The organism is Phenylobacterium sp., from assembly GCF_041916435.1.
In the GTDB taxonomy this organism is placed as follows: Bacteria; Pseudomonadota; Alphaproteobacteria; order Caulobacterales; family Caulobacteraceae; genus Phenylobacterium.
In genome coordinates this window covers 144,710-156,267 of sequence record NZ_JAYRZM010000003.1, presented here as the reverse complement: position 1 = coordinate 156,267, position 11,558 = coordinate 144,710, and the positions used below count along the sequence as shown (strand labels likewise).

13 protein-coding genes are annotated in these 11,558 nt (G+C 70.0%); 6 read left to right on the top strand and 7 right to left on the bottom strand.

The window, feature by feature from the left end; all coding sequences use genetic code 11:
• Positions 1–140 precede the first annotated feature (140 nt).
• The 4 genes from ACE3TA_RS09060 to ACE3TA_RS09045 form a co-directional block, all read right to left on the bottom strand.
• Positions 141–1,565, bottom strand: a complete 1,425-nt coding sequence (locus ACE3TA_RS09060) for a sensor histidine kinase (RefSeq protein ID WP_374572758.1) — start codon at positions 1,563–1,565, stop codon at positions 141–143.
• Positions 1,566–1,772: 207 nt separating this feature from the next.
• On the bottom strand, positions 1,773–2,336 hold the full coding sequence (locus tag ACE3TA_RS09055) for a demethoxyubiquinone hydroxylase family protein (RefSeq protein WP_374572756.1): 564 nt from the start codon (positions 2,334–2,336) through the stop codon (positions 1,773–1,775).
• Positions 2,333–2,845, bottom strand: a complete 513-nt coding sequence (locus tag ACE3TA_RS09050; protein ID WP_374572754.1) for a disulfide bond formation protein B — start codon at positions 2,843–2,845, stop codon at positions 2,333–2,335. The genes ACE3TA_RS09055 and ACE3TA_RS09050 overlap by 4 nt, the downstream gene beginning before the upstream one ends.
• Positions 2,846–2,887: 42 nt before the next feature.
• Positions 2,888–3,469: a YqaA family protein gene (locus ACE3TA_RS09045; RefSeq protein ID WP_374572752.1), complete on the bottom strand. Its 582-nt coding sequence runs from the start codon at positions 3,467–3,469 to the stop codon at positions 2,888–2,890.
• 156 nt (positions 3,470–3,625) lie between these two features.
• Here ACE3TA_RS09045 and hppD point away from each other — a divergent pair, with 156 nt between their 5' ends.
• From hppD to ACE3TA_RS09015, 6 genes are read left to right on the top strand one after another with little or no spacing between them, the layout of a single operon-like run.
• Positions 3,626–4,729: a 4-hydroxyphenylpyruvate dioxygenase gene (hppD, locus tag ACE3TA_RS09040; RefSeq protein ID WP_374572750.1), complete on the top strand. Its 1,104-nt coding sequence runs from the start codon at positions 3,626–3,628 to the stop codon at positions 4,727–4,729.
• Positions 4,729–5,781: an isoaspartyl peptidase/L-asparaginase family protein gene (locus ACE3TA_RS09035; protein ID WP_374572749.1), complete on the top strand. Its 1,053-nt coding sequence runs from the start codon at positions 4,729–4,731 to the stop codon at positions 5,779–5,781. Before hppD ends, ACE3TA_RS09035 begins: the two co-directional genes overlap by 1 nt.
• Positions 5,781–6,917 (top strand): homogentisate 1,2-dioxygenase, encoded by a 1,137-nt coding sequence (locus tag ACE3TA_RS09030; protein ID WP_374572747.1) that lies wholly within the window; start codon positions 5,781–5,783, stop codon positions 6,915–6,917. The genes ACE3TA_RS09035 and ACE3TA_RS09030 overlap by 1 nt, the downstream gene beginning before the upstream one ends.
• Positions 6,918–6,942: 25 nt before the next feature.
• Positions 6,943–7,236, top strand: a complete 294-nt coding sequence (locus tag ACE3TA_RS09025) for a hypothetical protein (protein ID WP_374572745.1) — start codon at positions 6,943–6,945, stop codon at positions 7,234–7,236.
• The gene (locus tag ACE3TA_RS09020; protein WP_374572743.1) at positions 7,233–8,240 is read left to right on the top strand and encodes a fumarylacetoacetate hydrolase family protein; all 1,008 of its coding nucleotides are present in this window, start codon (positions 7,233–7,235) and stop codon (positions 8,238–8,240) included. Before ACE3TA_RS09025 ends, ACE3TA_RS09020 begins: the two co-directional genes overlap by 4 nt.
• A complete protein-coding gene (locus ACE3TA_RS09015) occupies positions 8,237–8,734 on the top strand; it encodes a MarR family winged helix-turn-helix transcriptional regulator (protein WP_374572741.1) in 498 nt (165 codons plus the stop codon). Before ACE3TA_RS09020 ends, ACE3TA_RS09015 begins: the two co-directional genes overlap by 4 nt.
• Before the next feature lie 4 nt (positions 8,735–8,738).
• Here the strand turns inward: ACE3TA_RS09015 and ACE3TA_RS09010 are convergent, their stop codons facing one another.
• The 3 genes from ACE3TA_RS09010 to ACE3TA_RS09000 all read right to left on the bottom strand — a co-directional run bounded on the left by ACE3TA_RS09010 (position 8,739) and on the right by ACE3TA_RS09000 (position 11,520).
• Positions 8,739–9,062, bottom strand: coding sequence for a hypothetical protein (locus tag ACE3TA_RS09010; protein WP_374572739.1), 324 nt, complete (start codon positions 9,060–9,062; stop codon positions 8,739–8,741).
• A 257-nt stretch (positions 9,063–9,319) separates the two neighbouring features.
• Entirely contained in the window at positions 9,320–11,194 is a 1,875-nt protein-coding gene (feoB, locus tag ACE3TA_RS09005) for a ferrous iron transport protein B (RefSeq protein ID WP_374572737.1), read from the bottom strand.
• The gene (locus ACE3TA_RS09000; protein ID WP_374572735.1) at positions 11,191–11,520 is read right to left on the bottom strand and encodes a ferrous iron transport protein A; all 330 of its coding nucleotides are present in this window, start codon (positions 11,518–11,520) and stop codon (positions 11,191–11,193) included. Before ACE3TA_RS09000 ends, feoB begins: the two co-directional genes overlap by 4 nt.
• Between the last annotated feature and the right edge of the window lie 38 nt (positions 11,521–11,558).

Genomic DNA, 11,558 nt, shown 5'->3' with positions numbered 1-11,558 from the left:
CCGAAACAGGCGTAAAGCCCCCGAATATACTCATTTCGGGTATCACTTGCGCGCGTCTATATTTGAAACACAATCTGTGGTGTGGGTGTAAGGTGAAGCTTTCCGCGCAACAGGCGCGCGCCTTCGCCACTCGGCCGCGCCTAGTTCAGGCGGCTTTCGCCGCCCGGCGCGGCGTCTTCCACGACGATGCTGTCGCTCAGCGGGGCGACGATGCGGCAGCGCAGCCCGTCGGGGGCGAACTCGCTGTGCACCACCCCGTCGAACTGGCGCAGGGCCGCATCCTTCAGGCGCGTGCCGAAGCCGTCGCGCTGCGGCGGCCGCACCGGCGGGCCGTCCTGTTCGCGCCAGTCCAGCGCCAGGGCGCCGTCGGCGACCGACCAGGCCACGGCCACGCGGCCCCCGTCCTGCGAGAGCGCGCCGTACTTGGTCGCGTTGGTGGCCAGCTCGTGCAGCACCATCACCAGGTTGATCGCCAGCTCCGGGTGCAGCCGCACCCGCGCCTTGGCCCCGTCGATGCGGAACGCCTCGGCGTTGAACGGCTCCAGCGCCGCCTGCAGCACCTCGGTCAGGTCGGGCGTGCCCCAACTGGTGCGGGTGAGCAGCTCGTGCCCGCGCGCCAGCGACATCAGCCGGTTCTGGAAGGCCGCGTCGAACGCCTCCATGTCGTCGTTGCTGGCCCGCCGCGTGTGGCTGGCGATGGCCTGGACGGTCGCCAGGTTGTTCTTCACCCGGTGCTTCAGCTCGGCCACCAGCAGCGCCTGGCGCTCGCGCGCGGCCACCTGGTCGGTGATGTCCTGGGCGGTGCCGAGGATGCGCACGGCCGCGCCCTTGCCGTCGAAGATCACGCGCGCCGCGCCGCGCACCCACACCTGCCGGCCGTCCCGGTTCCAGGTGCGGTGCTCGACGCTGTAGCGGCCGCCGTCGGCGCCGGAGAGCCCCAGTTCATAGGCCCTGCGCACCGTCGGCACGTCCTCGGGATGGATGCGCGCGGCGTAGCTGGCGAAGTCGATCTGCGTGTCGGCCGCGACGCCGAACAGCGAGCGGGTGCGCTCGTCCCAGTCCACCCGGTCGGCCTTGACGTCGTATTCCCAGATGCCGAGGTCCGTCGCCTCCAGCGCGAGGGCCAAGCGCGCGGTCTGGGCCTCGGCCATCTGCTGCGCCATGCGCTGGGCGGTGATGTCGATCACCACGAACGACAGGCGGGGCGGCGCGCCTGGAACCTTCAGATAGGAGCCCACGTACCAGCCGTCGCGTCCGTCGGCCGTGCGCGAGGCGTACTCCACCGTCGTCGGTCCGTCCGCCGCGTGACAGGCGCGCAGCGCCTCCATGCGCGCGGCGATCACCTCCTCGGCGAAGCCCAGGTCGCGGCAGGTCATGCCGTCCAGCTCGCCGTCGCCGAGCCCGTAGAAGGCCGCGGCGGTGCGGTTGGCGATCACGTAGCGGTAGTCGTCCTCGAGGAATTCCAGGACCCCGGCGATCACATTGGTGGAATCGAGCAAGGCGCGCATCAGCGCCTCGCCGCTCGATCCGGACCATTCGTGAGCGCTAGAGCCGACTTCGATCATTCGGAGTCCCGTCGCTGGACCTGCGCACTGTACAGCTTCCCGCTACTGTTGTGCATTCGCAACCGAACGTTGCCCCCGCCCTGCGGCGTCGACGGGCCTGGCCGGCGCCGCGGGGAGTCCCTTCAGTTTGACGGGTTCGAGGGCGAAATCCGGGCGATTCCGCCGATGTAGGCGCGGTCAGGACAAATTGTCGCGGCGCCCCGAATGTCAGATCTTCTCGCTGATCTTGATCGCGGCGCGGCAGCCGGTGCGGATCACCGCGCTCAGCAGGGCGTAGCCCGGCGCCTCGCGTGCGCCTTCCTCGACGGCCAGGTCGCGGTGGGCCAGCTCCTCGTCGCGGAAGTGGGAGAGCTCGCCCGCCAGCTTGGGGTCGCGCTCCTCCAGCTCGGCGATCTGGCCGGCGTAGTGCTGCTCGATCACGCTCTCCACCGCCTCGGTGCAGGCGTGGGCCGCCTTGGGGCCCATCAGGGCGGTGCCGGCGCCGAGGGTGAAGGCGGCCAGGCGCCAGAGCGGCGCGAGCGCGGTGGGCCGCACCTGGTGCTCGTTCAGCAGCTTGTCGAAATGGGCCAGGTGCACCGCCTCATGGCCCTCCATCTCGGCGAGCTGGCCGGCGACGCGCTGGTGGTCCTTGGCCTGGTCCAGCACCGCGCGCTGGCCGCGATAGATGTGCACCGCGCCGAGTTCGCCGGCGTGGTCGACCCTCAGGATCTCCGCCAGGCGGGACGAGACGCCGCCGGGGCCGGGACGGGGGGGCAGGGGCGCTTGGCTCATCGTTTCGACCTTTCACGCATCACGGCCGCCAGGCTCAGGCCCGCCAGGCCGAGGGAAGCCAGGGCGTTCCACCCGGCCATCGACAGGCCCAGGAACACCCAGGCCGGCTCGTCGCAGGCCGGCGGGCGGATCTTGGCGCCCTGCATCAGGCTGGACAGCGCCTCGGCGCTCGCCCCGCCGCCGCCCGAACAGGCGGTCGGGCCGGGCCAGAACTTCCACTCCGCGCCCGCGTGGTAGATGGCGACGCCGGCGCCGGCCAGGAAGATCAGTCCGAGCGCGGCGTTGAACAGCGCGCGCAGCCGCTCGCCCTTGGGCAGGCGCGTCAGGATCATGCCCACGGCCGCCACCGTCGCGGCGACCCAGTAGACTTCGCGCTGGCGCAGGCAAAGCGTGCAGGGCGCCAGGCCGCCGAAGGTCTCAAAGGCGTGGGCGGTCGCCAGCATGGCGGCCGAGGCGGCCAGGGCCGCCAGGCGCCAGCGATCGAGGATGGGGTTCAGCACGTTCGGCATGGGGCCGCGATATGAGCCTAAAACGCGGCCAAGCCCAAGACCTCAGGGCTTCAACATCTTCACGGCGACCACGGCCACGACGATCAGCGCCAGGCCGATGGCGGTGTAGAGGCCCAGCCGCCGCTCCACCTCCTCGCGGATCGCCGGGCCGAAGTACTTCAGCAGGCTCGCCGACAGGAAGAAGCGCGCCCCGCGCGTGACCACCGAGGCCCAGACGAAGGTGAACAGGTCGAAGTGCGCCAAGCCCGAGGCGATGGTCACCAGCTTGTAGGGGATCGGCGTCAGGCCCTTGATCAGGATCACCCACAGGCCCCACTGGGCGAACCAGTGCTGGAACGCCTCCGGCCCTTCCGGGTGGCCCATCAGCTTGAGCAGGAAGTGCCCCACCGGCTCCAGGTAGAAGCCGATGGCGTAGCCGAGCATGCCGCCGATCACCGAGGCGAGCGTGCACAGGGCCGCGTAGGCGAAGGCGCGGCTGGGTCGGGCCAGCACCATGGGCGCCAGCATCACGTCCGGCGGAATCGGGAAGAACGAGCTTTCCGCGAAGGACACGGCGAACAGGGCGAGGGGGGCGTGGCGCGATCCGGCCAGGCTCATCACCCAGTCGTAGGTCTTGCGAAGCATCGGCGTTCCAAGGCGGGGAGGCGGTCTTGCCGCCCTTGCTAGAGCAAATCGCGCGCCAACGTCAGGGGTTTGGCGTGGGCGAAGCGCCGACGGCGCCATCGTGGGTGGCGCTCATTTAGTTTCATATGATACTACTCCTCGCAAAGGAGATCGCCCATGACCGCAACGGTGAAGACGCCTCCCGCGCGCGACCTGTTCGACAACCCCCTCGGCACCGACGGCTTCGAGTTCGTCGAGTTCACTTCGCCCGAGCCCGAGCGGCTGAAGACGCTGTTCGAGCTGATGGGCTTCGCCGCCGTCGCCCGTCACCGCTCCAAGGACGTGCTGCGGTTCCGCCAGGGCGACATCAACTTCATCCTGAACATGGAGCCGGCGGGCCAGCCGGCCGAGTTCCGCGCCGTCCACGGCCCCTCGGCCAACGCCATGGCCTTTCGCGTGAAGGACGCGGCCAAGGCGCTGAAGCTGGCGGTCGAGCGCGGCGCCAAGGCCGTGCAGGGGCCGGTCGGACCGATGGAGCTGAACATCCCGGCGATCGAAGGGATCGGCGGCTCGAATCTCTATCTGGTCGATCGCTACGGCGCCCAGGAGATCTACGACGTCGACTTCGTTCCCATCGAGGGCGCGGCCGAGGCCGAGCGGACCGGCGGCGTGGGCCTGACCTACATCGACCACCTGACGCACAACGTCTTCCGCGGCCACATGGGCGCCTGGGCCGAGTTCTACGAGCGCATCTTCAATTTTCGCGAGATCCGTTACTTCGACATCGAGGGCGCGCAGACCGGCCTGTTCTCCAAGGCCATGACCAGCCCCTGCGGCAAGATCCGCATCCCGCTCAACGAGAGCCAGGACGACCACTCCCAGATCGAGGAGTTCCTGCGCGACTACCACGGCGAGGGCATCCAGCACGTGGCGCTGGGCACGAACGACATCTTCGCCGCCGTGGAGGCCATGCGCGAGCGCGGCGTGCGCTTCCAGGACACGCCGGAAACCTACTACGAGCAGCTCGACGCGCGCGTGCCGGGCCACGGTGAGAACCTGCAGCGGCTGAAGGCCGACAGGATCCTGGTGGACGGCGCGCCGACCGAGGGCCAGGGCCTGCTGCTGCAGATCTTCACCGAGAACATGATCGGCCCGATCTTCTTCGAGATGATCCAGCGTAAGGGCAACGAGGGCTTCGGCGAGGGCAACTTCAAGGCCCTGTTCGAGTCCATCGAGCTGGACCAGATGCGCCGGGGCGTGCTGCCCGCTAAGCAGGACTGATGAGGCGTATCGGTCTTGGTCTGATCCTGGCGGCGGTGGCGGCGATGGCGAATGGAAGCGGGGCGCTGGCGGCGCCGAAGTGGGCGATCGTGGTCCACGGCGGGGCCGGCGTGATCGAGCGGCGGGATCTCACCCCCGCCCAGGAGGCCGCCTATCGCGCGGCCATGACCAAGGCGGCCGAGGCCGGCGTCCAGGTGCTGCAAAAGGGCGGCTCGGCGCTGGACGCGGTGGAGGCGACCATCCGCCTTCTCGAGGATGATCCCCTGTTCAACGCCGGGCGCGGGGCGGTGTTCACCGCCGCCGGCCGCAACGAGCTGGACGCGGCGATCATGGACGGGCGCACCCTGGCCGCCGGCGCCGTGGCGGGGGTCACCCGCACGCGCCACCCGATCTCGCTCGCCCGCGCGGTGATGGAGCGCTCGTCCCACGTGATGCTGCAGGGCGAGGGCGCCGACGCCTATTCCCTGGAGCAGGGCCTGGAGCAGGTCGATCCGGCCTGGTTCTTCACCGAACGCCGCTGGCGCTCGCTGGAAAAGGCCCTGGGCTCGCAGCGCCTGCCGATTCCCGATCCGCCGAAGGGCGCCGAGGATCGCCCCGACCCCGCCGAGGGCCTGGCGCACGACGAGGGCAAGCACGGCACCGTGGGCGCGGTGGCCCTGGACGTGCGCGGAAACGTGGCCGCGGCCACCTCCACCGGCGGCACCACGGCCAAGCGCTGGGGCCGGGTGGGCGACAGTCCGATCATCGGCGCGGGCACCTACGCCTCCAACGCCTCCTGCGCCGTGTCGGGCACGGGAACCGGCGAGTATTTCATCCGTCTGACCGTGGCGCGGGACATCTGCGCCCTGGTGGAGATGAAGGGCATGAGCCTGCAGGCCGCGGCCGATCAGGTGGTGCAGACCGAGCTCACCCGGCTCGGCGGCGACGGCGGGGTGATCGCCGTGGCGCCCGACGGCCAGATCGCCTGGAGCTACAACACTTCGGGCATGTACCGCGCCGCGGCGGCCGAGGGCCGGCCGCTCACCGTGGGCATCTACAAGGACGAACCCTGATGGCGAACCGCAACTGGATTCCCGTCCGCGGCGCGGAAGGCCGCTATTCGCGCCAGGCCCACGCCGACCTGCCGCAGGGCGCCTATGAGCGGGAGATCTCCAAGGAGGGCTTCTTCGGCCCGGCGGCCTTCATCTACCACCGCCGCCCGCCCACCGGCTGGGCGAAGTTCGAGGGGCCGCTGCGTCCGCGCGCCTTCGACCTGAACCGGCTGAACGAGGCGGCGGCCTCGCCCTGGGACGCCCCGGTGATCCTGCATAACGCGGCCGTGGAGATGCGCTTCTGGAAGCTCGACGCGCCCATGCCGGCGCTGGCGCGCAACGCCGACGGCGACCAGCTCCTGTTCGTGCATTCCGGCCAGGGCGAGCTCTTCTGCGACTTCGGCCGCCTGGCCTTCCGCGCCGGCGACTACCTCTACCTGCCGCGCGGCACCATGTGGCGGCTCTCGCCCGCCGGCCCGGCCGCGATCCTGACGATCCAGGCGACCAACACCCACTTCACCCTGCCCGACAAGGGCCTCCTGGGCGGCCACGCCCTGTTCGACCCGGCCCTTCTGGAGACGCCGTCGATCGACGAGGCGTTCCTGGCCCAGCAGGACGAGGCCGGCGAGCACCGCGTGCTGATCAAGAAGCGCGGCCAGGTCTCTACGGTCACCTATCCCTACAACCCGCTGGACGCGGTGGGCTGGCACGGCGAGCTCGCCCCCGTGCGGCTGAACGTGGCCGACTTCCGCCCGGTGATGAGCCACCGCTACCACCTGCCGCCCAGCGTCCACACCACCTTCCTGTCGGACCGCTTCGTGGTGTGCACCTTCACCCCGCGCCCGTTCGAGACCGATCCGGGGGCGCTGAAGGTGCCGTTCTTCCACAGCAACGACGATTACGACGAGGTGTTGTTCTACCACGCCGGCGACTTCTTCAGCCGCGACCACATCGAGGCCGGGATGATGACCTTCCATCCCTCCGGCTTCACCCACGGCCCGCACCCCAAGGCGCTGAAGAACATGCTTGTGCAATCCAAGCCGGCGACCGACGAATATGCGGTGATGATCGACACGCGCGATCCGCTGGAGGTGGGCGAGGGGGCCGCCGCGGCGGAGAACGCCGACTATGTGAATAGCTGGAGGTCCGAACCTTGAGCGCGCGGGCGGCGGGATCTGGTCGATGACGGAGGCGGCGGGGCCGCGCGCCGACCTGGAGGCCGCCGCCGCCGAGGAGCTGGCGCGCGCCTGCACCTTGGGCTGGAAGCAGCTCTCATCCCATCTGCCCTGGGGCGACAGCTACGAGGGCTTCACGCCGCTGGGCCGGCCGGTGACCTTCGAGCGCAACTATCTGTGGGACGGTGATCCCGGCGGCGACGTCCGTATCGAGATCGCCGTCTTCGAGGACGAGGCCTTCGAGGACGGGGCGCACGTGACCTGCGTCGTCGGCCCGTCGAATTTCGGAGCCGACGAATGAAACTCGCCTCGCTGAAGGCCGGCCGCGACGGGCGGCTGGTCGTGGTGTCGAACGACCTGGCCTGGTTCGCCGACGCGGGCCAGATCGCGCCCACCTTGCAGGCGGCGCTGGACGACTGGGGCCGCTGCGAGCCGCTGCTGCGCGGCCTCGCCGAGAGCCTGGAGCATGGCGCCACGACCAGCGAGCGCTTCCACGAGCACGAGGCGGCGAGCCCCCTGCCGCGCGCCTATCAGTGGGCGGACGGCTCGGCCTACGTGAACCATGTCGACCTGGTGCGCCGGGCGCGCGGCGCGAGCCTGCCCGAGAGCTTCTGGACCGATCCGTTGATGTACCAGGGCGGCTCCGACGGCTTCCTCGGCCCGCGCGATCCGATCCCGCTGGCCGACGAGGCGTGGGGCTGCGACCTCGAGGGCGAGGTGGCCGTGATCACCGGCGACGTGCCCCAGGGCGTGACGCCGCAGGCGGCGCTGGACTGCATCCGCCTGGTCATGCTGGTCAACGACGTGTCGCTGCGCGGCCTGATCCCGGACGAACTCGCCAAGGGCTTCGGCTTCTTCCAGTCCAAGCCCGCCTCGGCCTTCTCGCCGGTGGCGGTCACGCCCGATTCGCTGGGCCCGGCCTGGCGCGACGGCAGGCTGCACGGTCCCCTGGAGGTCGAGTTGAACGGGGCCCTGCTGGGCCAGCCGGACGCCGGGATCGACATGACCTTCGACTTCGGCCGGCTCATCGCCCACGCGGCGAAGACGCGCTCGCTCTGCGCCGGCACGATCATCGGCTCGGGCACGGTCTCGAACCGCGGCGAGGGCGGAAGTCCAGGAAAACCAATAGCCGAGGGCGGCGTCGGCTACTCTTGCCTGGCGGAACAACGATCAGTTGAGGCGATTGCCCACGGGGCGCCCAGGACTCCCTTCCTGAGATTCGGAGATCGCGTCAGGATTGAAATGCGGGACGGGCGCCGCCACTCAGTCTTTGGCGCTATCGAACAGGAGGTGACCCGGGTATGACCGCTCAGCCTCGTCAAGGGATGTCCGAGACCGGCCATGCAGACCTCACCCTCGACGACTATCTGCCCTATCGGCTGTCTGTGGCGTCCAACGCCGTCAGCCGCCTGATCGCGCGGGCCTATGAGGACCGCTTCGGACTGACGATCCCGCAATGGCGGCTGATCTGCGTGCTCGCCGAGGACGGGCCCATGACCCAGGGCGCGATCGTGACGCGCACGGTGATGGACAAGGTGACGGTGAGCCGGGCCGCGCAGGGCCTGTCGCGCCGCCGGCTGGTGGAGCGGGCCGAGCATCACGACGGGCGCTCCCACCTCCTGGCGCTCACGCGCGAGGGCCAGCGCCTGCACAGCGAGATCTCGCCCCTGGCGATGGCCTACGAGGCGGCCCTGATCGCGGGCCTGGCGCCGGCGGAGGTGGCCCTGCTCAAGCGCCTGCTGTGCCGGCTGCAAGGCGCGGCCAATGCGCTGGCCGGAGACGCCGCGGGCCCCCGCTGAGGCGTCAGGCGGCGACGCTGGCGGGGCGCACGGCCCAGCGGTGCGAGCCTTCCCCGAACCGCAGATGGAAGCCGTAGGCCTGCCGGCGCGCCTCGTTGCGCCAGGTCTCCTCGAAGCTGGAGATCACGGCGGCCTCCAGCTCTTCCGGAATCTGCTTCACGTCGTGGCCTAGAGTGCGGGCCACCTGCTCGATGACCATTTGCCGATGGGCTTCTCCGCCCAGGGCGAGCAGCGCCTCGCGAACGCGTCGGGCCAGGGCCTGGCGACCCTGCGGCCGCCTGGCGCTGGATGGCGTGTTGTCCGAGGCTTGATTGGCGATGGCTCCCATGACGCCCCCCAAGTTGTCGCCGTCCAAGTTGTATTTCACCTGCTTAGCGTAGGGTTAAGGCAGGATTTAGGCATATTCGGCGTGTTAACTCATGTTTTGGGGTAAAATTTGCTCCAAATTGTCGCAGGTTAACAAGCTTGGCCTGTGATTTTCGCCATCTCACGGTTGCGTTTGGCCCTGGACGCCCGCGCAGCGTTCACCATGGCGTCGCAATTCGACTGTAGAGGGGCGGGTTTTTCGCCTGGCGCGCGCCGGGATCAGCCGGCGCCGAGCGCCACCGCGGTCTGGTAGACGACGAACGACGCCAGATAGGCCAGGCTGAACATGTAGCCGAACATGATCGCCGGCCAGAGCCAGCCGTTGGTCTCGCGCTTGACCACGCCCAGCGTCGCCGCGCACTGCGGCGCGAACACGTACCAGGCCAGGAACGCCAGCCCCGTCGCCAGCGACCAGTCGCGCGCCAGCACCGAGGCCAGCGCCCCCGGCGCGTGGTCGGCGTCGCCCACGGCGTAGAGCGTGCCCAGCGTGGCCACGGCCACCTCGCGGGCGGCCATGCCGGGCACCAGGGCCACGGCCATCTGCCAGTTGAAGCCGATGGGCGCCATGATCGGCTGGATGAAGTGGCCGATGATCCCGGCGAAGCTGTAGTCGATCGCCGGCGCCGTCGCGCCCTTCGGCGCGAGGGGGAAGCTGGAGAGCGCCCAGATCAGGATGTTCAGCGGCAGGATGATGCGGCCGGCCCGGTTGATGAAGATCTTCGCCCGCTGCAAGAGGTTGTGCGCCACGTTCTTCGCATCGGGAATCTTGTAGGTCGGCAGCTCCATCAGGAACGGCTCCACCGCCCCGCGCCAGAACACCTTGCGGATCACGAACGAGACCAGCAGCGCGCTGACGATGCCCGCGGCGTAGAGGCCGAACATCACCAGCCCCTGCAGGTTGACCGCGCCCCAGAGGGTCTTGTTCGGAATGAAGGCGGCGATGATCAGGGTGTAGACCGGAATCCGCGCCGAGCACGTCATCAGGGGCGCCACCAGGATGGTGGTCAGCCGGTCGCGTTTGGCGTCGATCACCCGGGCCGACATGATCCCCGGGATGGCGCAGGCGAAGCTGGAGAGCAGCGGGATGAACGCGCGCCCGTGCAGGCCCGCCCCGCCCATGATCCGGTCCATCAGGAAGGCCGCCCGGGCCATGTAGCCGAAGTCTTCCAGGAGGATGATGAACAGGAACAGGATCAGGATCTGCGGCAGGAACACCAAGACGCTGCCGACGCCGGAGATCACCCCGTCGACGATCAGGCTCTGCAGGAACCCCGGCGGCAGGACCTGGGCCACCAGGGCGCCGAGCGCGGCGAAGCCGGCCTCGATCCCGTCCATCAGCGGCGTCGCCCAGCTGAACACCGCCTGGAACATCAGGAACAGCAGGCCCAAGAGGATCGCCAGGCCCCACACCGGGTGCAGCAGCACCGCGTCGACCTTGCCGGTGAAGGTGTCCGGCCGCTCGGGCGGGCGCACGTGGGCGCGCATGATGCGCTGGGCTTCGCGGTGCGCGTCGCGGATCTCGCCCGCGTCCGGCTCGTGCCAGCGGCCTTCGCCGGCCAGGGCGCCGGAGGCGACCAGGTCGTCCACCTGGGCGAGCAGGTCCTCGATCCCGCGCTTGCGCGTGGCCACGGTGGTGACGATCGGCGCGCCGATCTCGCGCGACAGCCCCTCCAGGTCGATGCGCAGGCCCTGGCGCTGGGCGATGTCGTACATGTTGAGCGCCAGGACCAGCGGGCGGCCCACGGCCTTCAGCTCCAGGATCAGCCGCAGCACCAAGCGCAGGTTGGTGGCGTCGGCCACGCACACCACCACGTCCGGCGCCGTCTCGCCGGCCAGCTTGCCCAGCACCGCGTCGCGGGTGACCACCTCGTCGGGGCTGCGCGCGCGCAGGGAGTAGGTGCCCGGCAGGTCCAGGATGTAGAGCTGGCGCCCGGCGGGCGTGAGGGCCAGGCCCTCCTTCCGCTCCACGGTCACGCCGGCGTAGTTGGCCACCTTCTGGCGCGCGCCGGTCAGGGCGTTGAACAGGGCGGTCTTGCCGGAGTTGGGGTTGCCGACCAGCGCGACCCGCGCCGGCCGAAGCGCGGCCTCGCTCATGAACGCGGCGTATCCAGCAGGACCCACACGTCCTCGGCGTCGCGCCGGCGCAGGGCCACGCGCATGTCGTCCAGGCGCACGGCGATGGGGTCGCGCCGGATCGCGCCCTCGTGGATCACCGCCACGCGCGCACCCTCGACGAAGCCGAATTCCAGGAGGCGGCGCTGCAGCTCGAGCACGTCCACGCCGTGGTCGGCCGGGTGGCTCTCGGCGCGCACGTCGATGATCACGCCGCAATCGCCCGGCGAAGCCTCGCTCAGGCGCACCACCGCGCCGGTCGGCGCGGACGCCTCCAGAGCTGCGGCTGCGGCGAACATATCGTTCATTCGGATGGTCCTGAAGTCCGCGTCGCGCGGGTTATCCT

Excerpts from the sequence above, each read along its gene's own strand:
- hppD (WP_374572750.1), top strand. The coding sequence starts at position 3,626 with ATGACCGCAACGGTGAAGACGCCTCCCGCGCGCGACCTGTTCGACAAC.
- ACE3TA_RS09010 (WP_374572739.1), bottom strand. The coding sequence starts at position 9,062 with ATGGGAGCCATCGCCAATCAAGCCTCGGACAACACGCCATCCAGCGCC.
- ACE3TA_RS09020 (WP_374572743.1), top strand. The coding sequence starts at position 7,233 with ATGAAACTCGCCTCGCTGAAGGCCGGCCGCGACGGGCGGCTGGTCGTG.
- ACE3TA_RS09045 (WP_374572752.1), bottom strand. The coding sequence starts at position 3,469 with ATGCTTCGCAAGACCTACGACTGGGTGATGAGCCTGGCCGGATCGCGC.
- ACE3TA_RS09030 (WP_374572747.1), top strand. The coding sequence starts at position 5,781 with ATGGCGAACCGCAACTGGATTCCCGTCCGCGGCGCGGAAGGCCGCTAT.
- ACE3TA_RS09015 (WP_374572741.1), top strand. The coding sequence starts at position 8,237 with ATGACCGCTCAGCCTCGTCAAGGGATGTCCGAGACCGGCCATGCAGAC.
- feoB (WP_374572737.1), bottom strand. The coding sequence starts at position 11,194 with ATGAGCGAGGCCGCGCTTCGGCCGGCGCGGGTCGCGCTGGTCGGCAAC.
- ACE3TA_RS09055 (WP_374572756.1), bottom strand. The coding sequence starts at position 2,336 with ATGAGCCAAGCGCCCCTGCCCCCCCGTCCCGGCCCCGGCGGCGTCTCG.
- ACE3TA_RS09025 (WP_374572745.1), top strand. The coding sequence starts at position 6,943 with ATGACGGAGGCGGCGGGGCCGCGCGCCGACCTGGAGGCCGCCGCCGCC.
- ACE3TA_RS09000 (WP_374572735.1), bottom strand. The coding sequence starts at position 11,520 with ATGAACGATATGTTCGCCGCAGCCGCAGCTCTGGAGGCGTCCGCGCCG.
- ACE3TA_RS09060 (WP_374572758.1), bottom strand. The coding sequence starts at position 1,565 with ATGATCGAAGTCGGCTCTAGCGCTCACGAATGGTCCGGATCGAGCGGC.
- ACE3TA_RS09035 (WP_374572749.1), top strand. The coding sequence starts at position 4,729 with ATGAGGCGTATCGGTCTTGGTCTGATCCTGGCGGCGGTGGCGGCGATG.
- ACE3TA_RS09050 (WP_374572754.1), bottom strand. The coding sequence starts at position 2,845 with ATGCCGAACGTGCTGAACCCCATCCTCGATCGCTGGCGCCTGGCGGCC.